General features: G+C 74.2%; 23 protein-coding genes and 1 other RNA gene. 9 read left to right on the top strand and 15 right to left on the bottom strand.

The genetic code is table 11. The features are described 5' to 3' along the window. Nucleotides 1–70: 70 nt before the first annotated feature. Nucleotides 71–1507, bottom strand: a complete 1437-nt coding sequence (locus ABZV78_RS03855; RefSeq protein WP_355635255.1) for an RNB domain-containing ribonuclease — start codon at nt 1505–1507, stop codon at nt 71–73. Between the two features lie 292 nt (nt 1508–1799). Here ABZV78_RS03855 and ABZV78_RS03850 point away from each other — a divergent pair, with 292 nt between their 5' ends. The 3 genes from ABZV78_RS03850 (at nt 1800) to ABZV78_RS03840 (ending at nt 4752) form a co-directional block, all read left to right on the top strand. Further along, nucleotides 1800–2801, top strand: coding sequence for a hypothetical protein (locus tag ABZV78_RS03850; protein WP_355635254.1), 1002 nt, complete (start codon nt 1800–1802; stop codon nt 2799–2801). Between the two features lie 183 nt (nt 2802–2984). Then, on the top strand, nt 2985–3416 hold the full coding sequence (locus tag ABZV78_RS03845) for a hypothetical protein (RefSeq protein WP_355635253.1): 432 nt from the start codon (nt 2985–2987) through the stop codon (nt 3414–3416). A 61-nt stretch (nt 3417–3477) separates the two neighbouring features. Next, nucleotides 3478–4752, top strand: a complete 1275-nt coding sequence (locus ABZV78_RS03840; RefSeq protein ID WP_355635252.1) for a M48 family metalloprotease — start codon at nt 3478–3480, stop codon at nt 4750–4752. Between the two features lie 42 nt (nt 4753–4794). On the opposite strand, the gene ABZV78_RS03835 is transcribed toward ABZV78_RS03840, so the two are convergent. After that, the gene (locus ABZV78_RS03835) at nt 4795–5769 is read right to left on the bottom strand and encodes a hypothetical protein (RefSeq protein WP_355635251.1); all 975 of its coding nucleotides are present in this window, start codon (nt 5767–5769) and stop codon (nt 4795–4797) included. Further along, a complete protein-coding gene (locus ABZV78_RS03830) occupies nt 5763–6095 on the bottom strand; it encodes a PadR family transcriptional regulator (RefSeq protein ID WP_355635250.1) in 333 nt (110 codons plus the stop codon). The genes ABZV78_RS03835 and ABZV78_RS03830 overlap by 7 nt, the downstream gene beginning before the upstream one ends. Nucleotides 6096–6164: 69 nt before the next feature. On the opposite strand from ABZV78_RS03830, the gene ABZV78_RS03825 reads away from it, so the two are divergent. Further along, nucleotides 6165–7232, top strand: a complete 1068-nt coding sequence (locus ABZV78_RS03825) for a crosslink repair DNA glycosylase YcaQ family protein (RefSeq protein ID WP_355635249.1) — start codon at nt 6165–6167, stop codon at nt 7230–7232. Between the two features lie 4 nt (nt 7233–7236). On the opposite strand, the gene ABZV78_RS03820 is transcribed toward ABZV78_RS03825, so the two are convergent. Then, nucleotides 7237–7728, bottom strand: a complete 492-nt coding sequence (locus ABZV78_RS03820) for an FBP domain-containing protein (RefSeq protein ID WP_355635248.1) — start codon at nt 7726–7728, stop codon at nt 7237–7239. A 60-nt stretch (nt 7729–7788) separates the two neighbouring features. Between ABZV78_RS03820 and ABZV78_RS03815 the strand changes: the two genes are divergently transcribed. Further along, nucleotides 7789–8358: a TetR/AcrR family transcriptional regulator gene (locus tag ABZV78_RS03815; RefSeq protein ID WP_355635247.1), complete on the top strand. Its 570-nt coding sequence runs from the start codon at nt 7789–7791 to the stop codon at nt 8356–8358. A 6-nt stretch (nt 8359–8364) separates the two neighbouring features. Here ABZV78_RS03815 and ABZV78_RS03810 read toward each other — a convergent pair whose 3' ends face one another. The 3 genes from ABZV78_RS03810 to rnpB all read right to left on the bottom strand — a co-directional run bounded on the left by ABZV78_RS03810 (nt 8365) and on the right by rnpB (nt 10705). Then, a complete protein-coding gene (locus tag ABZV78_RS03810) occupies nt 8365–9579 on the bottom strand; it encodes a GAF domain-containing SpoIIE family protein phosphatase (RefSeq protein WP_355635246.1) in 1215 nt (404 codons plus the stop codon). Nucleotides 9580–9681: 102 nt separating this feature from the next. Beyond that, complete coding sequence (locus ABZV78_RS03805; RefSeq protein ID WP_355635245.1) at nt 9682–10128, bottom strand: low temperature requirement protein A; 447 nt, start codon at nt 10126–10128, stop codon at nt 9682–9684. Between the two features lie 166 nt (nt 10129–10294). Then, nucleotides 10295–10705, bottom strand: an RNA gene (rnpB, locus tag ABZV78_RS03800) — RNase P RNA component class A. 134 nt (nt 10706–10839) lie between these two features. Here rnpB and ABZV78_RS03795 point away from each other — a divergent pair. Continuing rightward, nucleotides 10840–11601 (top strand): sulfite exporter TauE/SafE family protein, encoded by a 762-nt coding sequence (locus ABZV78_RS03795; RefSeq protein ID WP_355635244.1) that lies wholly within the window; start codon nt 10840–10842, stop codon nt 11599–11601. Nucleotides 11602–11659: 58 nt separating this feature from the next. Here ABZV78_RS03795 and ABZV78_RS03790 read toward each other — a convergent pair whose 3' ends face one another. Beyond that, nucleotides 11660–12892 carry an MFS transporter gene (locus tag ABZV78_RS03790; RefSeq protein ID WP_355635243.1) on the bottom strand — a complete coding sequence of 411 codons (1233 nt, stop codon included), beginning with the start codon at nt 12890–12892 and terminating at the stop codon, nt 11660–11662. 58 nt (nt 12893–12950) lie between these two features. On the opposite strand from ABZV78_RS03790, the gene ABZV78_RS03785 reads away from it, so the two are divergent. Beyond that, a complete protein-coding gene (locus ABZV78_RS03785; protein ID WP_355635242.1) occupies nt 12951–13418 on the top strand; it encodes a MarR family transcriptional regulator in 468 nt (155 codons plus the stop codon). A gap of 58 nt (nt 13419–13476) precedes the next feature. Here the strand turns inward: ABZV78_RS03785 and mctP are convergent, their stop codons facing one another. The 7 genes from mctP to ABZV78_RS03750 all read right to left on the bottom strand — a co-directional run bounded on the left by mctP (nt 13477) and on the right by ABZV78_RS03750 (nt 20290). Further along, complete coding sequence (gene mctP, locus ABZV78_RS03780; protein ID WP_355635241.1) at nt 13477–15132, bottom strand: monocarboxylate uptake permease MctP; 1656 nt, start codon at nt 15130–15132, stop codon at nt 13477–13479. After that, nucleotides 15132–15377 (bottom strand): DUF3311 domain-containing protein, encoded by a 246-nt coding sequence (locus tag ABZV78_RS03775; RefSeq protein ID WP_355635240.1) that lies wholly within the window; start codon nt 15375–15377, stop codon nt 15132–15134. The genes mctP and ABZV78_RS03775 overlap by 1 nt, the downstream gene beginning before the upstream one ends. Nucleotides 15378–15530: 153 nt before the next feature. Then, nucleotides 15531–16751 carry a bifunctional RNase H/acid phosphatase gene (locus ABZV78_RS03770; protein ID WP_355635239.1) on the bottom strand — a complete coding sequence of 407 codons (1221 nt, stop codon included), beginning with the start codon at nt 16749–16751 and terminating at the stop codon, nt 15531–15533. 5 nt (nt 16752–16756) lie between these two features. Beyond that, nucleotides 16757–17494 (bottom strand): C4-type zinc ribbon domain-containing protein, encoded by a 738-nt coding sequence (locus ABZV78_RS03765; protein ID WP_355635238.1) that lies wholly within the window; start codon nt 17492–17494, stop codon nt 16757–16759. After that, complete coding sequence (locus tag ABZV78_RS03760) at nt 17491–18321, bottom strand: Nif3-like dinuclear metal center hexameric protein (protein WP_355635264.1); 831 nt, start codon at nt 18319–18321, stop codon at nt 17491–17493. The genes ABZV78_RS03765 and ABZV78_RS03760 overlap by 4 nt, the downstream gene beginning before the upstream one ends. A 144-nt stretch (nt 18322–18465) precedes the next feature. Further along, nucleotides 18466–19047: a flavoprotein gene (locus ABZV78_RS03755; RefSeq protein ID WP_355635237.1), complete on the bottom strand. Its 582-nt coding sequence runs from the start codon at nt 19045–19047 to the stop codon at nt 18466–18468. 16 nt (nt 19048–19063) lie between these two features. Further along, nucleotides 19064–20290: a helix-turn-helix domain-containing protein gene (locus ABZV78_RS03750; protein ID WP_355635236.1), complete on the bottom strand. Its 1227-nt coding sequence runs from the start codon at nt 20288–20290 to the stop codon at nt 19064–19066. A gap of 233 nt (nt 20291–20523) precedes the next feature. Between ABZV78_RS03750 and ABZV78_RS03745 the strand changes: the two genes are divergently transcribed. Both ABZV78_RS03745 and ABZV78_RS03740 read left to right on the top strand, forming a co-directional pair. Beyond that, a complete protein-coding gene (locus ABZV78_RS03745; protein ID WP_355635235.1) occupies nt 20524–21204 on the top strand; it encodes a bifunctional DNA primase/polymerase in 681 nt (226 codons plus the stop codon). 85 nt (nt 21205–21289) lie between these two features. Next, nucleotides 21290–21451: a hypothetical protein gene (locus ABZV78_RS03740; protein WP_355635234.1), complete on the top strand. Its 162-nt coding sequence runs from the start codon at nt 21290–21292 to the stop codon at nt 21449–21451. Nucleotides 21452–21456 lie beyond the last annotated feature (5 nt).

Here is a 21456-nt window from a genome sequence, read left to right as displayed (position 1 = left end):
GGTCATCCTCGCAAAGGTCGGCGCACGGCAGCGCGGCCGGGCGCTGTGACAATCCCCGCGCTCCGGCGCCTCACGCCCGCTCGAAGGCGACCTTGCGCTGGACCGGGTCGGCGGCGGTCAGCCGGACCCGAACGCGCTCGCCGAGCGGCAGGTCGCCGGTGCAGCGGGCGCGCACCGGCGGCTCGTCCAGCGCGATCGTGCCGCCGGGCGGGCGGCCCGGACGGCCGTTACCCGCCGGCCGCGGCTCGTCGACGTCCAGCACCGCCGCCTCGAAGGTCTCCCCCACCCGGTGCGCCAGCAGCACGGCCTCGGCCAGCTCCACCGCGCCCCGGGTGGCCGCGGACGCGGTCCGGTCGGTCGTCGCCATCACCTCGGGCAGCTTCGGCAGCGCGGTGCGGACGTGCTCGGGCACCTCCCGGCCCTCGTGCAGGGCCAGGCAGACCTCGGTGGCGTACCGGTCAGCGAGCCGGCGCAGCGGCGCCGTCACGTGGGCGTACGCGGCGGCCACCCCGCCGTGCTCCGGCTGCTCGGGCAACTCGCCGTCGAACGCCGTGTAGGCGGCCCCGCGCATCAGCTCGGCGGCCTGGTCGACGAAGGCCGCCGCCCGGGGCTGCGAGGCGTCCAGTCCGGCGAGCACCGTGCCGACCGGGACGCCGGCCGGCCAGGACACCCCGAGCGGCCCGGCGGCCAGCCGCAACCGGTCCACCGCCTCCGGCCGGGGCGGCGGCATCGTGCGCAGCAGCCCGACCCGGCCGGCCAGCATGAGGTCGGCGGCGGCCATCCCGGTCAGCAGCGAGATCTGGGCGTTGTGCTCCTCCATGGGGCCGGGCCCGCGCAGCACCAGCCGCCAGCCGTCGCCGTCCGGCTCGACGTCCTGCTCGGGCAGCGGCAGGTTGATCGCGCCCCGGCGCAGCCCGCGGGCGGTGAGCAGGGCACCGATCTCGGGCAGCAGGGCGATCGGCTCGGGCAGCCGGCCGGCGTCGGCGTCGCGCTGCACCCCGGAGTAGTCGAGCTTGGCCCGGCTGCGCACCCGGGCCCGCTCCAGCGTGACGGCGACCGTGCCGCCGTCGCCGTCGAGGTCGATGGTCCAGAGCACCGCCGCCCGGTCGGCGTCGGGCAGCAGGCTGGCCGCCCCCTCGCTGAGCGTGTGCGGGTGCAGCGGCACGTTCCCGTCGGGCAGGTAGACCGTCTGCCCCCGGCGCCAGGTCTCCTCCTCCAGCGCCCCGCCGGGGCGGACGTGGGTGAAGACGTCGGCGATCGCGTACCGGACGCGGTAACCGCCACCGGGCCGGCGGGCGAGGTGCATGGCCTGGTCGAGGTCGCGCGAGGTCGCCGGGTCGACGGTGACGAACGGGACGTCGGTCCGGTCGGCGACGGCCGGCAGCGGCGCGGCGGCGGCCGCGTCGGCCTCGCGCTGCGCCGCGGCCGGGAAGTCCTCGGAAAGTCCCAGCTCGCGGCGCAGCGCGCCGAAGTCGATGCGGGGCGCCAGTACGCGTCGGATCACCACGGGGTCAATCCTGACAGCGCCCCGCGTGATCCGCTCACCGGCCGAACGGCTCGGGTCGTCGCGCGGAGCCGGACGCGCCGAGCGGTAGTTGCCGCCGGCGGTGCGCCGGTCGGCGCTGGAACCCGGAGGTCAGCGCGCGGTCCGCGCGGTGCCTCCCGGCTTGGCCGTGGAACGGCCGGCCACGACCCGCGTGCCGGCCGGCTTCCGGGCGGCGGTGAGCCGCTTGTGGGTTCCCGTCGAGGTGCTCGTCCGGGCTTCGACGGGGCCGACCGACGACGCCGCGGAGGTGGCCTTGCGACCCGCCGACTTGCGGGCCGTGGCGGACGTGGTGCCGGTGGTCTTCCTGGCCGGTGCCTTCTTCGCCGCCGCCTTGCGGGCACCGCCGCTCGGGCGGGTCGCGGTGGCCTTGGCGGCGGTGGTCTTCTTCGCCGGGGCCTTCTTCGCCGCCGGCGCTTTCTTCGCCGGGGCCTTCTTCGCCGCCGTCGTCTTCCTCGCCGGGGCCTTCTTCGCCGTTGTCTTCTTCGGCGGGGCCTTCTTCGCCGCGGTGGTCTTCTTCGCCGCCGGCGCCGTGGTGGTCTTCCGCGCCGGCGCCTTCTTCGCGGCGGCGGTCTTCTTCGCGGCCGGAGCCTTCTTCGCGGCGACCGTGGTCTTCCTGGCCGGAGCCTTCTTCGCGGCGGCGGTGGTCTTCCTGGCCGGAGCCTTCTTCGCGGCCGTCGTCTTCTTCGCGGCGGTGGTCTTCTTGGCGGGCGTGGTCTTCTTCGCCGCCGCGGTGGTCTTCTTGGTGGTGGCCTTCGTGGCGGGCGCCTTCTTGGCCGTGGTCTTCGTGGCCGGGGCCTTCTTCGCCGGCGCCTTCCGGGCGGCCGACACGACCTTCTTGGCGGCGGTCTTCCGGGCGACCCCGGTCTTCGCCGGCACCCGGCCGGCGCCGGCGCCGGAGGCGTTCGGGGAAGCCTTCGTCACCGTCGCCGTCCGGCCGGCGGTGGTCCTCTTCGCGGTCGTCCGTTTCGCGGCCGGGCGGGTGGCCTGCTGTGCTTCGGCCATCTCGGTTCCCTTTCCTGGGGACGTGCTCTCGCCCTCGCGGGAGCACGGATCACCTCGACGCGGGCCGTCCCGCGCCGTCTACCTGCCCTCCCCGGCCCAACGGGCGTCCTCGGCGTCCCACGCTTCGTTGCGCTCCCGCACCTGCTGCAGGGCGTTCTCCGCGTCGGCGGCTGAGGCGTACGGTCCGAGAACGTGCTTCGCGGGGCACACGTCGGCATCGGTCTCGACCCGGTGGTGTCGCGTGCACCAGTAGTAGTGCCCACCACTTCCGTCGTCGCTCATGCGATCACTGTGCACCGCGAACCGCCCGGCCGCCACCGGAACGCCGTAAATAGTCGCCGATGTCCTCCACATTAGACCTGGTCAGGGCGGTCCCGGGCCGGAACGGCGAAAGACGGGGCAGCCGGCAGCGGGGCCGGTGGCGCACAATCCGGGGGTGCGCTTCGGGGGAGGTCGGTCGGCGCGCCGGCGGCGCGTGATGCTGGCCGGGGCGGCACTGGCGGCCCTCGTGGCGGTCGGGCTGACGCTGGGCGTGCCGCTGCTGCGCGACCGGTCCCAGCACCGGCTGGAACGCCGGACCGACCGGGAGGTGACGGCCACCGCCCAACGCACCCGCTCCGTCCTGCTGGCCGAACCGTCGGCGCGGGAGGCGGACCTGCGGCGGGCCGCCGACACCGTGGACGGCGTCGAGGTCCTCGAGGTGGCGGCCGGCGCCGCCGAGGTCCGGCTGGTCTTCCGGGTACGCGTGGCGAAGACCGCCGCGTCGGTGTTCGGCTGGCAACGGGCCGACGCCGCCGGCTGCTTCGCGCAGGTGGTGCGCCGGGGGTCCACCCCCGCCCCGCTGGAACGGCTGTCCTGCCCCAGCTGACCGGCGCCTCCCCCGAACGGTCGGTACCCGCGCGGTCCGGTTCCCGACAGGATCACCGCTCATGATCACCACGATGGCCGGCACGGGGGCATGTCCGGAGTGCGGCGCGGCGACCGTGTCGATCCGCGAGGCGCTGCCCTGGTGCGCCGGTTGCGAATGGAACCTCGACGGCTACGACCGGGCGCGTCAGGAGCCCGAGCTGGGTTGGTCCTGGATCGACCGGCGGACCTACCGGCTGGCCGCCCGGTTGACCCGTCAGCAGTACGCCACGCTGGTCGGCCGGCCGTTGGCGTCGGCCGGGTGGACTCTCGCCGGCGCGCTGACCGTCGGCGTCTCGCTGCTGCTCCTGATCGGGGTGCTGGCCCTGGCGGTGACCGGGGTGTGGCTGCTGTTCGCGTACCCGTTCCCGAACTTCGCGGTCGTGGTCGGGTTGGCGCTGATCGGGCTGGCGGCGGCGCTGCGACCTCGCTTCGGCCGCGTCCCGCCGGACGCGGAGGTGCTCACCCGGGCGGAGGCGCCCGAGCTGCACGCGCTGGTCGAGGAGGTGGCGGGCCGGATCGGCGCGCCGGTGCCGCACGTGCTGGCCGTGGACGCCGGCGTCAACGCGTACGCGACCGCAGTGGGGCTGCGCCGACGACGGCTGCTCTGCCTCGGGCTGCCGCTGTGGGGCGCGCTGGACGGGCCGGCCCGGGTCGCGCTGCTCGGTCACGAGCTCGGCCACTTCGTCAACGGCGACGTGCGGCGCGGTCCGCTGACCCAGCCGGCGCTGACCATGCTCGGCAGCGCCGCCGACCTGTTCCGCCCGGCGCCCGGCACGCACGGGGCGGGGCTGGTGGTGCTGATCGGCGAGTGGCTGGGTCGGATGGTGTCCTGGACGCTGTCGCGGATCCTCTTCGCCGGTCACCTGGTGCTGGCCGCCACCGCGCTGCGCAGCACCCAACAGGCCGAGTACCTGGCCGACGAGATGTCCGCCCGGGCGGCCGGCACGGCGGGCGCGACCCGCCTGCTCGACGTCCTGCTCAGCACCGAGTCGGTGGCGCTGGCGGTGCGCCAGGCGGCCCGCGGCGGACACGGGCCGGCGGCCTGGCGGGCCGGGACGGCCCGGTCGCTGGCCGCCGCGGCCGACCGGCTGCCGCTGCTGCGGCAGCTCTCCGTCCGGGAGGACACGTCGCTGTTCGCCACCCATCCGCCGGCGGGCCTGCGGCACCGGATGCTCGGCGCGCGGTCCTGGCAGGACCCCGCCGTCGTGCTCACCGAGGCCCGGGCCGAGCGGATCGACGCGGAGCTGGCCCGGCACTACGAGCGGGCCGGACGGATCGTGGCCTGGGAGGGCTGACCGCCCGGTGCCACACTCCAGGGCGGACCGGTCGACGCGGGCTCAGGCGGGCGACGGGACCGGCTCCGGCGCCGGTTCGGCGGCCGGCGCCGGCCGGGCCGCCGCGACGGTGTAGGCCACCACGTACGGGGTGCAGGCCAGGTAGAACATGGGCTCGACGAGCACCCGGTCGGTGATGAGGAACCGTTCCCAGGCGGTGGGCCGGGGCAGCCCGAGCGACGAGTCGGTCCAGCAGGTGAGCAGCCAGAGCGGGGCGGAGACCCGGTCCACCGTGTCCGGGGGCAGGCCCTCGGCGACCGGCCCGGCGGGGGCGGACGGGATGGCGGATACCACCGCCAGGACGACCGCGGCGTCCGCCGCGACCAGCGCGCCGAGCACCCCGACGGCCCAGGCGAGCCGGGTCCGCCCCCGGCGGGCCAGGAGTCCCGCGCCCCACAGGGCCGACACGAGCAGGGCCAGCCAGAGCAGCAGCCCGGGAACGGTGCCCGGCAGGCCCTGCTCCCCCCGGCCGGCGAACGCGGTGAACACCACGGTCACGGTCAGCGCGACGGGCAGCACGACGCCGAGCGCGGTGGCCAGCGGTCCGGTGCGTACGGTCCGCCGCGCGGCCCGGGTGACGAGGAGGGCGAGCAGCACGCCCGCCGCGGCGGTGAGGCCGGACCAGAGCGGTAGCTGCACCGCGGTCGCCCAGGCGACACGGAAGTCGAGCGTGGCGTACGCCAGGCTCATCACCACGGCGGCGAGCACGACGACGGCGACGCAGGCCGGTGGAGCGAGGAGCAGCACCGCGGCGGTGCGCCGCAGCCGCCGGTGCGGCACGGCTCGGTCGAGCACCGGCGCGCCGGCCCGGCTGGTGGCCAGGCTGGCGGCGAAGCGCAGCATCCGCCACCGCTCCCCGCGCCCGGCCAGGACGTGCAGCTCGGCGTCCCACTCCCGGACCAGGTCGGCGCGCAGCTCCGCCGGCCAGCGCCGGGCCGCCGCGCGCAGCAGGAGGCCGGCCAGCCGCCGGGTCACCACGCCGGGGCTCCCGCCGGCTCGGCCCCGCCCCGGGACGTCCCGCCGTCCGGGGCGAGGGCACGCAGCTCGGCCAGCGCCAGGCGGGCGGCACGCGCCCCCTCGCCGGTGAGCCGGTAGTAGCGGCGGGCGGGCCGGCCGGCGGCGACCGGGTCGACCTCCTCCCAGTCGGCGGCGAGCCAGCCGGCCGCCTGGAGCCGGTGCAGCACCGGATAGAGGGTGCCGCTGGGCAGGCCGGTGAGCTTCATCAGGTCGAGCCCGTAGCGCGGGGCCTCGGGATCGGCGAGCAGCGCGGAGAGCACCTTGGCCACCGGGATCGTCAACCGCATGCCCGCACTGTATCGGAACTCTACATAGGGCGCGTGCACCTGTCGGCAGGTCCCGCTAACCTCGCGCGCATGGCCCCGCACCGGCTCGACCGCGCCACCGCCCGCCGGATCGCCGTCCGCGCCCAACTGCTCGACGCGCACCGCCCCACCGACCTGCTGGCGGTGGTGGACCGGTTGACATTCCTCCAGATCGACCCGACCGCCGCGATCGCCCCCAACGCCGACCTGGTCGCCTGGACCCGGCTGGGCACCGCCTACCGGCCGAGCGACCTGACCGGGGCGCTGGAGCGGGACCGCAGCCTGTTCGAGCACCGGGCCATGGTGCGGCCGATGACCGACCTGCGGCTGCACCTCGCCGACATGGCCACCTGGCCCGAGGAGGGCCGGCGCCGCGACTGGCTGGCCGCCAACGACGCCTTCCGCCGTTACCTGCTGGACCTGCTGCGCGAGGCCGGCCCGCTGCTCAGCCGGGACGTCGAGGACCGCAGCGTGGTGCCCTGGCCGTCGACCGGCTGGACGAACAACCGCAACGTCACGCAGATGCTGGAGTTCCTCGCCGCGCGCGGCGAGATCGCCGTCGCCGGCCGGGTCGGCCGGCAACGCACCTGGGACCTCGCCGAGCGGGTCTACCCGCCCGGCACGCCGGCGGTCGCCGCCGAGGAGGCCCGCCGGCTCCGCGACGAGCGGCTGCTCCGCTCGCTCGGCGTCGCCCGCCCGCTGGTGGTCGGCGAGGCCGGCGAGCCGGCCGAGATCGAGGGTACGTCCGGCCCCTGGCGGGTCGACCCGGCGGCGCTCGACGGCGCGCCCTTCACCGGGCGCACCGCGCTGCTCTCCCCTTTCGACCGGCTGGTGCACGACCGCAAGCGCGCCCTTGAGCTGTTCGACTTCGACTACCGGCTGGAGATGTACGTGCCGAAGGCACAGCGGCGCTGGGGCTACTTCGCGCTGCCGGTGCTGCACCACGACCGGCTGGTGGGCAAGGTGGACGCGACCGCCGACCGGAAGGCGTCGGTGCTGCGGGTCGACGCGGTCCACCGGGACGTGCCGTTCCCCGCCGGGCTGACCGCCGCGGTGGACGCGGAACTCTCCGCGCTGGCCGCCTGGCTGGGCCTGACGGGTGGCGTCCGTCGACAGTGAGGGGTCAGCCCGATCCGATGACCTGCCGGAGGAAGGCGGCCAGGTTGCCGGTGGTCCGGTCGATCTTCTCGGCCAGCGTGATGGACTCGTCGAGACGCCGTCCGGCGTTCTTCCTGCCCCGCAGGTAGAGCGAGCAGGCGAGGTCGGTGCAGAGATAGCTGCCGACCGAGTTGCCCGCCCGCCCGTCCGGCCCGGCCTTGCGGGCGGTCATCAGCGAGACGCCGTCACCGGTGTGTGTGGTCAGGCAGAGCGAACACATGCTGCGCCGGACCCGCCCGGTCTGCGGCGCCACCCGCAGCGCCACGCCGAGCAGCCCGGTGCCGGACTCGGCAACCAGGTAGGCCCGCTCCGCCGCCGCGGGGTCACGCCAGCCGAGGAAGTCGAGATCGGCCCACGGCCGCTCGGCCAGATCCCGGGGCAGGGCCAGGCGCTTCGCCTCGCCCTTGGTGCAATTGACGAAAGAGGCCCGGATGGTGGGTTCGGTGAGGGGTGTCATAGGCGCTAGTCTAGACACCCTAGGCAAAAGGCTAGAGCATCTAGATGTGGGGTGGGGCATATGGCCCGTACCGGGTTGACGGTCGAACGCCTGACCCTGGCGGCCGCGGAGATGGCCGACGAGGTCGGCTTCGAGAACGTGACCGTTTCGGCGCTCGCCCGCCGGTTCGGGGTGAAGGACGCGAGCCTGTACTTCCACCTCAGAAGCGCCCAGGAGCTGCGCGTCCAGGTGGCGATGCTGGCCCTGAGGGAGATGGCCGACCGGGCCGCCGACGCGCTCGCGGGGCGGGCGGGCAAGGACGCGCTGGTCGCCTTCGCCAACGCCTACCGCGACTACGCCATCCGCCATCCCGGCCGGTACGCCGCCGCGCAGCTGCAACTCGACCGGGAGACGGCCGAGGCGAGCGCGGCCCGGCGGCACGCGGAGATGACCCGGGCGATCCTGCGCGGCTACCGGCTCGCCGAGCCCGACCAGACGGACGCGGTACGCCTGCTGCACAGCACCTTCCACGGCTACGTGTCGCTGGAACGGGCGGGCGGCTTCCGCCACACCCCGCGCACCACGGACGACACCTGGTCCCGCACCCTCGACGCCCTCGACGCCCTGCTGCGGAACTGGCCGCCGCAGTGACGCGGGCTAGCGGGGCAGCCGGCGGACGGCCAGCAGGGCGATGTCGTCGGCTGGGTGCTCGGTGTCCAGGGTGGCCATGACGGTGGCGGCCACGGTGTCCACGGGAGCCAGCGGGACCGCCGCGGTCAGCCGGGCCACGCCGGCGTCGAACAGCTCCCCGCGACGCTCGACGAGGCCGTCGGTGTAGGCGACCAGGACCGAGCCGGGCGGAAAGTCGACCGTCGTGGTGTGCCGGGCCTGATCCCGACGGCCGGCGCCGAGCGGCGGGTCGATGTGCGCGGCCAGGAGGGTGTTCGGGTGGCCGGGCCCGGCCAGCACGGGGCGCGGATGGCCGGCCACGGAGACGTGCACGCTCTGCCGGTCGGGGGAGATCATCGCGTACAGCGCGGTGGTCAGGCTGCCGGCCTCGAAGTGGACCACCTTCCGGTCGAGCAGGGTGAGCGCCTCCGCCGGGTCGTCGGAGACCAGCGCGTAGGCGCGCAGCGCGCTGCGGACGCGGCCCATCACGACGGCGGACTGGAGCCCGTGCCCGGCGACGTCGCCGACGACCACGCCCAGCCAGCCGGACGGCAGGGAGAAGACGTCGTACCAGTCGCCGCCGACGCCGGAGGCATGGCCGGGGACGTACCGGCCGGCCAGCTCCAGGCCGGGCAGCTGGGGCAGCTCGGTGGGGATCAGGCTGCGTTGCAGGGCCAGGGCGGCGGTCTGGTCCAGCGTGTTCGCCCGGGCGCGGCTGGCCAGGCTGACCCGGTCGGCGACCAGTTCGAGCAGGCGGACGTCGTCGAGGGTGAACCGCCGGGGGGTCAGGGTGCCCACGTGCAGGACGCCGACGAGCTCGCCCCGGGCCATGATCGGCACGCCCAGCAGGGACTGCACACCGGTCTCCAGCAGCACCGGGTTGACCACGTTGTCGGAGGTGACGGTCTGGATGATCACCGGCTGCCGGGTGAGCGCGACCTGGCCGGCGAACCCGCGACCGATGGAGATCCGGAAACCCTGCCGGACCTCCTCCTCCAGCCCGCGGGCGGCGGTGGCCACCAGCTGCTGGGCGCGGACGTCCAGCAGGAGGATGGCGGCGGTGTCGACCTGCAACAGGTCACGCACCCGGTCGAGCAGCTCGTCGAAGAGGTCGGCGACATCGAGTCGGGACAGCGTCGCGTCGGTCACCGCCTCGATGCGGCGCAACCGCTGCTCGTCCCGCATGATCTCCGCCCGAACCACCTCACGAATCCTAGTTGCGTCCCGGCAGATTCTGGTCAGACCATCGGTGCTGAGCTGGTCGACACCCTCCGCTCCCCCACCCCAGGCCGCCTCCGGGCCGTTCTAGATGCCTGGCTTGGCCGGCTCGGGCGGCGCCCCGCGCGCCCGCCGACAGTCGGCGATCGCAGCGCCGGCGAGCACGAGGGTGGCGGCGACGAGTCCCACCAGCGGACTCGTCGGCATCAGGACCGGGAAGAGAGCGACCAACACGACCAGCACGACGATCCGGGCGGTCGATATCCGGCCGAACACCTCGTGCTCCAGGCGCGAGCGCCCGATCATGAACAACGCCGGCCCGCCGAGAACCACCGCGAGCCACGGCGGCGGCACCTCCCCGTACGGATGCTCGATGGTGAGTTCGTAGCCGATGGAGGTCGCCACGATGCCAGCCAGCATGATCATGTGTGAGTCGGCGGTCGACCGGCCGAATATGGCAGGGCGCTGTGTCCTGCTGACCGCCTCCGGCAGGATCTGGCCGGCCCGGTAGAAGTAGATTCGCCAGAACAGCACCGCGGCCGGTCCCGTCCTCGCCGGACCAGGAGCTGCGGTTCTGCGGTTCCCGCCGCTCGGGCCGTTGATCCACGAACCTTCTTTCGGGAACGAGTGCTCGCGCGGGGGCCCCGCCGCAGAAACAGCAGGTCAGCCACCACGTGACGGCGGCTGACCTGGTGGGCGACGGACGAGTCGACCTGTACGCCGGATTCTGTCACCGGCACGCCCCGAGGGGCGCGCCGGCGGCGGCCATCCATCTCGGCCTACCGTCGCCGGCAGGCTCCAGCGGCCTACCCGCAGACATCGGGCGGGCCGCCCTCAAGCGTCTGCGCGGACCGTCATCTTGCGGTGACGGCCCTTTCTTGGCCTTGCTCCGGGTGGGGTTTACCGAGCCATCCCGGTCACCCGGGATGCTGGTGGGCTCTTACCCCACCGTTTCACCCTTACCGTCCCGTTTCGGGCCGGCGGTCTGTTTTCTGTGGCACTGTCCCGCGGGTCACCCCGGGTTGCCGTTAGCAACCACCCTGCCCTGTGGAGTCCGGACGTTCCTCGGCGACGGGCCGCAGCCCGTCGACGCGACCGCCCGGTCGACTCGTCCGTCGCGCCCTCATCCTAACGATCCCGCCCCCTCCTCCATTTCCACCCGGGCAACGCCCCGCCCACCCGTGGGGAAGGCGAGGGGTGAGGGGGTACTGCGGGGGGACGGGGGGCGGGCTAGCCTGCGGGATCATGGACCTCTCCGACGTCGCGCTGCTGGTTGCCGCCGGTCTCGCCGCGGGCACGGTGAACGCGGTGGCCGGGGGCGGCTCCCTCATCACCTTCCCGGCCCTGATCGCGAGCGGCCTGCCCCCGGTGCCCGCCAACGTCACCAACTCGCTGTCGGTCTTTCCCGGCTACGTGGCCAGCGTGGCGGGCAGCCGCAGCGACCTGCCGCGCGGGCGGGTGCTCTGGCCGCTGCTGCCGACCGCCGCGGCCGGCACGGTCGTCGGCTGCGTGCTGCTGCTGGCCACCCCGGCCCGCGCGTTCGAGCTGGTGGTGCCGTTCCTGGTGCTGGGCGCGACCGCCGTGCTGGCCTTCCAGGATCCGCTGCGCCGGCTGGTCGGCCACCCGGCCGACCTGAGCCCGCGCCGCCGTACCGTCACCGTGCAGGCCATGGTCGCGCTGGGCACGGTGTACGGCGGCTACTTCGGCGCGGCGCTCGGGGTGATGCTGGTGGCCGGCCTGGCCCTGGTGCTGGACACCACGCTGGCCCGGGTCTCCGCGATCAAGAACCTGCTCTCGGCCGTGGTGGGGCTGACCACGCTGGTGGTGTTCGCGCTCTTCGGCCCGGTCGACTGGGCCGCGGTCGCGGTGGTCGCGCCGGCCAGCCTGATCGGCGGGTACGCGGGCGCCCGGCTGGTCCGCCGGCTTCCACCGGTGGTGCTGCGGACCCTCATCGTGGTCTTCGGCACGGTGATCGGGCTCTACCTGCTCTACCACGCCCTGGGCTGACCGCCGGACAGCGGACCGCCCCGACACCGTGCGGTGCCGGGGCGGTCCGATGAGCGGGTCAGTACGCCTCGCCGACCGGCTCCTCCGGGGCGTGCTCGTTGCGCCGGGCGGCGGAGTTCCACCGGGACCAGAGCACCCGCTCGCCGTAGCCGGCGGCCATCACGTGCGCGAAGGCGAGGTAGACCAGCACGCCGACGGCGAGCACCCCGAAGCCGACCCAGAACGGCAGGGCCAGCCCGTGCTCGGCGAGCTTGCCGGCGATGATCGGGGCCGGCGCGGCGGCGCCCCAGCGGACCAGGTTGAACGCGCCGGTGGCGACCCGGCGGTCGCTGGAGCCGAGACCCAGGGCCAGGTCGGTGAGGTTGGCGTTGGCCAGGCCCATGAACAGGCCGGCGAGCACAAGCACCACCAGCGACATGGCGGTGCCGGTGGAGGTGGCGAAGCCGACCATGCAGACCAGCAGGCCGGCGATGGCGACGCCGACGGTCTGCACCGCGCCGATCCGGTGCGCCAGCCGGTGGCCGACCAGCAGGATGCCGGCGGCCAGGCCGAGGCCCCAGCCGGTGAAGGCCAGGCCCAGCGGGATGACGTCGAGGCGCAGGTAGAGCGGCGTGTAGCCGAGCACCACGAAGAAGACGAAGTTGTAGGCGGCGGTGACCACGCAGAGGGTGATGAACGCCGGCTTGCGGTAGGTGGCGAAGATCGCGCCGAGGCGTACCGGGGGCTGCTTCTGGGCCGGCTCGCGGAGCTTGCGCGACGCGACGGCCAGCGCCAGCACCATGAACACGCCGCAGACGAAGAAGGGCAGCCGCCAGCTCACCTCGCCGAGCAGGCCGCCGATCAGCGGGCCGACGGCGAAGCCGAGACCGAGCGCGGTCTCGAAGAGGCCGACCACCCACTCGCGGTCGTTGGCGAGGTTGACCAGCACCACCATGGCGGTGGCGAAGAACATCGCGTTGCCCAGGCCCCAGACGCCGCGCAGCACGGAGAGCTGCACGATGTCGTTGCTGAACGACGCGAGGATGGCGGCCAGGCCGACCACCGAGACGCCGGTGATCAGCACCGGCTTGAAGCCGAACCGGCCGCTGGCCAGGGTCGCCGGGATCATGCCGACCGCCATCACCGCGATGTACGCGGTGAACAGCAGTTCGACCTGCCAGGCGGTGACCCCGATCGCCTCGCCGATGGCGGGCAGGATCGGGTCCACCACGGCGATGCCGGCGATGGCGAGGAAGGCCACCAGCGTGGTGGCGTAGATGGCACTGCGGTTGGGTTCGGATCGCCGATCCACTCCGCGCCTCCAGACAGATAGCTGTATCTTACAGGTAAATCAGTTGTATCATACAGCTATGAGCGACCACGCCAACGCGGAAGATGTCACCCTCGGCCGGATCGAGACCGAGGTCGCGATGCTGCTGCGCCTCGGCGAGGCGACCCGGCGGGCCAGCGGCACGGCCGAGCACCGGGTGCTGGACCGGGCGGCGTACGTGATCCTGCGGCACCTGGCCGGCGCCGGCCCGCAGAACGTCTCCGCGCTGGCCACGAAGCTGAACCTGGACGGGTCCACGGTCACCCGGCAGGTCTCCGCCATGCAGCGGGACGGGCTGATCGCGCGTACCCCGGATCCGGCTGACGGGCGCGGCACGGTGATCTCCCCCACCCCGGCCGGCCTCCAGCGGATGGCCGCGGTGCGGGCGGCGCGCACCCGGCTCTACGGCGACATCCTGGCCGCCTGGTCCCCCGACGACCGGGAGAGCCTGGCGGACCTGTTGCACCGGCTCAACGAGGCCCTCGAATCGCGCAACCGCCGGCGTTGAGCACCACGACGAGGCCCCCGGCCGTCGCCGTGGCGACGGCCGGGGGCCTCGGGGCAATTCAGGCGACCGGCTCCGGCGCGGCGTCCGCGTCGCGCTCCGTGCCGGGGGTGACCCGGGCGTCGCCCTCGTCGGCGAAGTAGTCGTCCGGGGTGGTGCCGTCCACCCCGTCGGCCACCTTCGCCGCCCGCAGCACCAGGGTCAGCAGCGCGGCCACCGCCAGGTTGACCAGCACCGCCACGATCCCGACGTAGATCGTCTTCGGGGTGTCGAAGCCGAACTTCTCCAGCGGGAAGGCCGAGCCGGCGAAGTGCTTCTTCCCGGTCGCCGGGTTGGCGACCTGGTAGAGCATCCACATGCCCAGACCCATGCCGGCCACCCAGCCCGCGATCAGCGCGCCCCGGTGGAACCAGCGGGTGTAGAGGCCCAGCGCCACCGCCGGCAGCGTCTGGAGGATGATCACGCCGCCGATGAGCTGGAGGTCGATGGAGAACTGCGGGTCCAGGAAGACGATGCAGGCCACCGCGCCGACCTTCACCACCAGCGAGGTGATCTTCGAGACGTTCGCCTCCTGCGCCGGGCTGGCGTCCCGCTTCAGGTACTCCTTGTAGATGTTGCGGGTGAACAGGTTCGCCGCCGCGATCGACATGATCGCCGCCGGCACCAGCGCGCCGATGCCGATGGCCGCGTACGCCACGCCCGCGAACCAGTCCGGGAACTGGCTGTCGAAGAGCAGCGGCACCACCGTGTTGCCGTCCACGCTGCCGGCCTTGGCGCCGGGCAGCGGCTTCACGTTGGCCGCGATGGCCATGTAGCCGAGCAGCGCGATCAGCCCGAGCAGCAGGCTGTACGCCGGCAGCGCGGACATGTTCCGCTTGATCACGTCGCGGTTCTTACTGGCCAGCACGCCGGTGATGCTGTGCGGGTAGAGGAAGAGCGCCAGCGCCGAGCCGAACGCCAGGGTGACGTACTGGAGTTGGTTGTTGGCGTTGAGCAGGATGCCGTCCCCGGGCGCGGGTGACGCCTTGAACTTGGCGTCCGCCGCGTCGAAGATGTCGCCCCAGCCGCCCAGCTTGTAGGGCAGGTAGATCACCGCCACCAGGATCACGATGTAGATCAGCGAGTCCTTGACGAAGGCGATCAGCGCCGGCGCGCGCAGCCCGGACTGGTAGGTGTACGCCGCCAGGATGGCGAAGGCGATGATGATCGGCAGGTGCCGGGCCAGCGCGGTGTCCCCGGTCACGCCCATCGTCTTGAGCACCGCCTCGATGCCGACCAGCTGCAGGGCGATGTACGGCATGGTCGCCACGATGCCGGTGATCGCGATCAGCAGCGCGAGGATCGGCGAGTCGAACCGGTTGCGGACGAAGTCCGCCGGGGTGACGAAGCCGTGCCGGTGGGAGACCGACCAGAGCCGGCACAGCACCAGGAACACCAGCGGGTAGATGACGATCGTGTACGGCACGGCGAAGAAGCCCGCCGCCCCGGCCCCGAAGATCAGCGCCGGCACCGCCACGAAGGTGTACGCGGTGTAGAGGTCACCGCCGACCAGGAACCAGGTGATCCAGCCGCCGAAGCTGCGGCCGCCCAGCCCCCACTCGTCCAGGTGCGCCATGTCGCGCGGCGCCCGCCACCGGGCCGCCACGAAACCCATGGCGCTGACCAGCAGGAAGAGCAGACTGAAAACGATGATCTCGGTGAGGTGGTCACGCCACATCAGCGGTCACCTCCCCGCTTCTTCGTCATCTGGTAGACCAGCGTGGTGGTGGCCACGCCGAGAATGATCCAGGCCAGTTGCAGCCAGTAGAAACGCGGGAACCCGAACAGCCGGGGTGAGTCGGCGTTGAAGAAGGCCGGGATCAGCGGCACCACGATCGGTATGAAGAGCAACCAGTTCCAGGGGCTGTGGTCCTTCGCCCTGGATCGCGCCGTTGCCGGCGCCTCCGGCTCTGGTGCTGCCATGTGACACACCTCCGGGAAGTCGTAACTTGCCATGTGACGGCCGGAGGCTACGACCCTGTGAGCGCGGTCACGTTCTACCGGAGGACGCCGGTGCGCCGAGCGGCCGCCCGCATGCGCCGAACGGCGACGTGGGGGCGGCCGGCGGCCGGCGGCTCAGAGGTCGGACAGGTGGGCGGTGTCGTTGACCGAGCGGACCGCGACGCCGCCGTCCGGGTAGAGGTCGAGCACCGAGACGCCCGCGGTGTCCAGGTAGAGCCGGTGCAGGAAGGCGTCGCCGGCCGCGAGAGCGTCGCGCAGCACCAGCTTGATCGGCGAGACGTGGGAGACCACCACGACGGTCTCCCCCGGGTACGCCTTCCGCAGCCGGTCGACCGCCCGCCCGGTCCGCTCGGCGACCGTGGCGAACGACTCGCCCTCCGGAGGCGCGATCCTCGTGGAGGCCAACCAGGCGTCCAGTTCCCCGGCCCAGCCGTCGCGCACCTCGCCGAAGGTGCGCCCCTCCCAGACCCCGAAGTCGCACTCGATCAGGTCGTCGTCGGGGCGTACCGGGGGGTTGCCGACCAGCGCGGCGATCGCCTCGGCGGTGGCCGTGCACCGGGACAGCGGGGAGCTGACCACGGCCGCGACCGACGGCGCGAGGGCGGCCACCCGGGCGGCGGTCGCCCGAGCCTGGGCCCGGCCCCGGTCGGTCAGCGGCACGTCGCCCCGGCCCGAGTAGCGCTTCTGCACGGTCCGCTCGGTCTCGCCGTGCCGGACCAGGATCAGCCGGGTGGCCTCCTCGGTCGGGCGCGGCTCCCAGGAGGCCGGCGTGGTGGCCGGGTCGGTGCCGGTGGCTCGGCCGGTGGCGGCCCGCGCGGCCACCTCGCGGGCCGCGGCCCGGGCGGCCGAGTCGGGGGCGGCCACCTCGCGCGGCGGTTCGACGATCCGGGGCGACTCCACCGCGGGCCGGGTGGGGGCTCGACCGGCGGCCTCGTCCATCGCCGCGTTCGCCAGCGCGTCGGCGTGCTTGTTGCGCTCCCGGGGCACCCAACTGAACCGGACGGTGTCGAACCGGCCGACCAGCCCGGCGGCCTGCGCGGCGAGCGGCCGCAGCCCGGGGTTCTTGATCTGCCAGCGGCCGCACATCTGCTCGACCACCAGCTTGGAGTCCATCCGGGCCTCGACCTCGGCCGCGCCCAGCTCGGCGGCGGCCTCCAGCCCGGCGATCAGGCCCCGGTACTCGGCCACGTTGTTGGTGGCCGTGCCGATGGCCTCGGCGCGCTCGGCCAGCACCTCGCCGGTCGCCGGGTCCCGGACCACAGCCCCGTAGCCGGCCGGCCCCGGGTTGCCCCGGGACCCGCCGTCGGCCTCGACCACGACCGCGCGCACCGCCACGGCGGCTACAGCCCGGACTCGTTGGTGCGGACCATGATCCGCCGGCACTCCTCGCAGCGGACCACGTCGTCCGGGTCGGCCTTGCGGATCCGGGCCAGGTCGGCGCCGGAGAGTTCCAGCCGGCAGCCCCCGCAGCGGGCACCGGTGAGCAGCGCCGCACCGAGCCCGGTGTCGGTGCGGATCCGGTCGTAGAGGGCGACCAGGTCCGCCGGCAGGTCGCCGGCGAGCGGCTGCCGGGAGCCGCGCTTGAACTCCTCGTCCCGGGCGATCTCGGCGAGGCTGTCGTCGCGGCGCTGCTCGGCCGCGACGCGCCGGTCCCGGGCCTCGGCGATCCGCCGCTCGACGCCGTCCAGCACGTCCTGCGCGGTCTCCCGCTGCTCCATCAGCTCCAGCTCGGCGTCCTCCAGGTCGCTCTGCCGGCGGTTCAGCGAGGCCAGCTCGTGCTGGAGCGCCTCCAGCTCGCGGGCCGGGCCGCTGCCCGCGGCCAGCCGGGCCTCGTCCTTGCTCTTGCGGGCCCGGACCTGATCGACGTCCTTCTCCAGCCGGGCGATGTCCCGGTCCAGGTCGTCCACGGCCACCTGGGCGCGGACCCGCTCGTCCTCCAGCGCGGAGAGCTCCCGTGCCAGGGCCTCCAGCTCGGCCAGCTCGGGCAGCGTCCGGCGGCGGTGGGCGAGCTGGGCGAGGGCGGTGTCGATCGCCTGCAGGTCGAGCAGGCGGCGCTGCACCTTCGGGTCAGCCTTCACGGTCGGGGCTCCTTGTCGTCCGGTCGGGGTGCGGCGGCGTGCACGGTCCACGGGTCGGTGTCCAGGTCGGACACCACGGTCTCGACGCCCATCTCGTCCCGCAGGTGGGCGGCCAGGTCGTCCAGCCAGGGTCGCTCGGTCGCCCAGTGGGCGGCGTCCAGCAGGGCCGGCCCGCCGGCGGCGAGGTGCTCGCCGGCGGGGTGGTGGCGCAGGTCGGCGGTGAGGAACGCGTCCACCCCGGCCGCGGTCGCCTCGGCGAGGAAGCTGTCCCCCGAGCCGCCGCTGACGGCGAGGGTACGAACCATACGCCCGGGATCCCCGGCGGCGCGAACTCCCCAGGCGGTGACGGGGAGCACGGCGGCGGCGTGCCGGGTCAGCTCGGCCAGGGTCAGCGGGGCGGGCAGTTCGCCGATCCGGCCGATGCCCCGGCCGGGGCCGTCGGCGGGCGAGCCGGGGCGGGGCGGGTGCAGCGGGCGCAGCCCGGTCAACCCGAACCGGGCGGCCAGCGCGTCGGACACCCCGGGGTCGGCCACGTCGGCGTTGGTGTGCGCCACGTACAGCGCCACGTCCGCCTTGATCAGCCGGTGCACGATCCGCCCCTTGTACGTCGTGGCGGCCACCGAGGAGACCCCGCGCAGCAGCAGCGGGTGGTGCGCGACGATCATGTCGGCCCCGGCGGCGAGCGCCTCCGCCACCGTCTCCGGGACCACGTCGACCACGCAGGCGACCCGCCGGACCGGGGCCTCGGGCTCGCCGAGCACCAGGCCGACCCGGTCCCACTCCTCGGCCCAGGCGGCCGGGTAGCGGCGGTCCAGCGCGGCCACCACGTCGGCGACCGTGGGCGGCGATCCGGTTGTGCTCACGGCCGGCCAGCTTACCGGCGTCGGGGCCCGGTGCGGGCCGGCTGGCCCGGACTGGCCCGGACCGGACCGGGCCGGCGGGGCCCGGTCCGCCGGCCCGACCGGAGCCGGTCAGCCGACCGGGGCGACCGGGCGCGTCGCGCCCCGCAGCGCGGCCAGGCCGGCATCCCACGGGAACGCGTCCAGGTGCCGCTCGCCGGTGCCGGGCGGGTGCAGCGGCACGACGTGGTCGCCGAAGACCACCCGGACCCCCCACTCGCGCAGCCGGGCCAGGCTGGCCCGGAACGCCGGGTGCGCGGCCATCGCCACGTTGGTGTACGGCACCGCCGCGATCGGCACCCCCATCCCCTGCGCCTCGACCAGTAGGCCGAGGGCGAGGGTGTCGGCGATGCCGACCGCCCACTTGTTGACGGTGTTGACCGTCGCCGGGCAGACCAGCATGGCGTCGGCCGGGGGCAGCACGTCCGGGTCGCCCGGGTTCTTGTAGTGCGTGCGGACGGGGTGACCGCTCTGCCGGGCCAACGCCGTCCGGTCGACGAACTTCGCGCCGTCCGGCGTGGTGACCACGCAGACCTGCCAGCCGTCCTGCTGGGCGAGGTCGACCAGCCGGCCGACGTGACGGGCCAGCGGCGAACCGCAGGCGATGACGTAGAGCACCGGACGGTGCCCGTTGCTGGTTCGCGGACCGTTCATCCGATCGGCGCCGCGTTCATACTCCGACTCCCATGTGCTCAGCCAACTCCGCGATCGGGGAAGGCGGCGCACCCCGTGTGCGACGGAGCACGTCCGACATCACCTCGTGGGCGATGGGCCGGCAACGGATCTCGGAGGGCGCGAGCCGGTCGCCGCGGAGCAGCATGTCCCCGGCGTTCGCGACGTCGCCGATCTGGGCGAAGCCGCGGGCGATGTCCAGCAGGTGGTGGGCGCGCCGCTCGGGCAGCAGCGCGTTGAACGCGGGCTCGGCGAGGCGGTGGTGGGTCTCGACGGCCCGGCCGCCGTCGCCCAGCTCGACGGCCGCGGCGGACCGGTGCAGCTCCAGGTTGGTCGGGCCGAACGAGGTCCAGTAGTGGTTGTGGTCGCCGCCGAGCAGGGTGGCCGCCTCCCCGGCGCCGGTGAGCAGGTCGTCGACGGTGGCCGAGTCACCGATCCGGGCGGCGGCCATGGCGCCCTGGAGCAGCAGCATGCCGTAGACGGAGAGGCGTTCGGGCCGGACGTCGTTCTCGCCGCCGGGGGCGAGCCGGTTGGCGATCCGCACGTTGAGTTCGAGCGCGGGGCGGGGGCGGCCCATCGCGACGAGGGCGTTGCAGACGCGGGTGGTGGCGATGCCGGCGAGCAGGGGGTCGTCGGCCCGCTGGGCGACCGCCATCGAGCGGTCGGCGGCCAGCCAGGCCAGCTCGCACTCGCCGAGCTTGCGCAGCACCGAGGAGGCGATCTGGTAGACCTGCCCGAGCAGGTGGGCGGCCTCCCGGGCCTGGTCGCCGCCGTAGCCGGCGTCGGCGGCCTGGGCGTCGCGGAGCAGCTTGGGCAGGGCGCGGGTCAGCATGCCGTAGCGGCCGTACTGGTAGGTGAGCCAGGCGTGGTTGACCGCCTTGCGCATGTCGGTCAGCGGCGGGGGGCAGGGCGCCGCGTCGAAGTAGGCGCTCATCGAGTCGTAGCGCTCCAGCGCCGCCCGGATCTCCTCGACCTCGACCTGGTCGATGCAGTTGAGGGCGTCGGCACGCCGCTCCGGGTCCTTGCCGAGGAGCAGTTGCACGTCGACCTGGAGGATGTCGGCGATCTCGTAGACGACGGAGAACTTGTCCAGCCGCCGGACGCCGCGCTCCACTTTGTCCACCCAGCTCTTGGACTTGCCGAGCCGGTCGGCGAAGACCTGTTGGGACATCTTGCGGCGGCTCCGCCAGTACGCCACCCGTCGGCCTATGGGTAGCTCGTCCATCTCGCCATCCCTCCCCCTGCCCGCGTCCGGCTGTTCCCCCCGGTCGACCAATCGCGACGGTCGTTCGGTTTTCAGGTTTCCGCTGGTCGCACACTCTGTACGTCGGCCATACAGCCAGTTCTCGTAGTTTTCGTGCAAGTTGCACCAGCCGTTCGTCAGCTCAACGAGCGTGGGTTACGGCAGTGACGGCGCTCGACGTGTGGCGTGTGGACGGTCCGGGCGGGCGAGAGGGGATGGCACACATGTGGGGGAATGTCGGACCGCGCGTGGCCCACCTGTCGCCGCTGGAACGGGTCCGGCTGCGCCGGGTCGCCGTCCGGTACGCCGTGCACGGCTGGGCGGTGACCCCCGGCGCCTGCCTGGCCAACAGCCGCTTCGTCTGCGGCCGGGCCGGCTGTCCGACGGTCGGTTGCCATCCCGCCCTGGAGAACTGGGAGCACGCGGCGAGCACCGATCCGGCCCGGGTGGCCACCTGGTGGCGCAGCCGCCCGCACGGGGTGCTGCTGCCGACCGGGCGGGCGTTCGACGTGCTGGAGGTCGCAGCCCACCTGGGCCGGCGCGTGCTGGACACGGTCGCCACCCACCCGGCCGGCCTCGGCGTACGCGGGCCGGTGCTGGTCACCCCCACCGGCCGCTGGATGTTCCTGGTCCGCCCCGGCGACCCGCTGCGGCCCGAGCTGGAGCACTGCTTCCACGTGGTCCGGCACGGTCCCGGCTCGTGGATCGCGGCCCCGCCGACCCGGCTGCCCGAGGGGACGGTCCGCTGGGCGGTCGCGCCCGAGCAGGCGCGCTGGCGGCTGCCCGACTCCTACCTCGTGCAGAACGCGCTGATCGAGGCGTTACGGGGGGCCGGGGTCACGCTGACCTCCGAGCTGCTCCCCGGCCAGCTCCCCCTCCCCCGGCGCGGCTGCTGACCGACGGCTGCCGGACAGCGACCTGACCGGCGTCGCACTCGTTGTGCCTGGTGAGGGCGCACGGGCGCCAGAACGGAGGTGGAGGATGTCCGGGGACGACGCGGCCCGCCACAGCGGCGGCACCGAGCCACCGCGGCACCGCCGCCGCACGTACCGCTGGGCGTTCACCCGCCCGTGGGGCACCCGGCCCCGCGGCTCGCGCCCCCGCGGCTCCCGCCCGGCCACCACCCACCGCCCGCTCCGCTGACACCC

This window comes from Micromonospora sp. NPDC004540 (genome assembly GCF_040610095.1).
Lineage (GTDB): Bacteria > Actinomycetota > Actinomycetes > Mycobacteriales > Micromonosporaceae > Micromonospora.
This window is presented reverse-complemented; position numbering and strand designations above follow the sequence as displayed.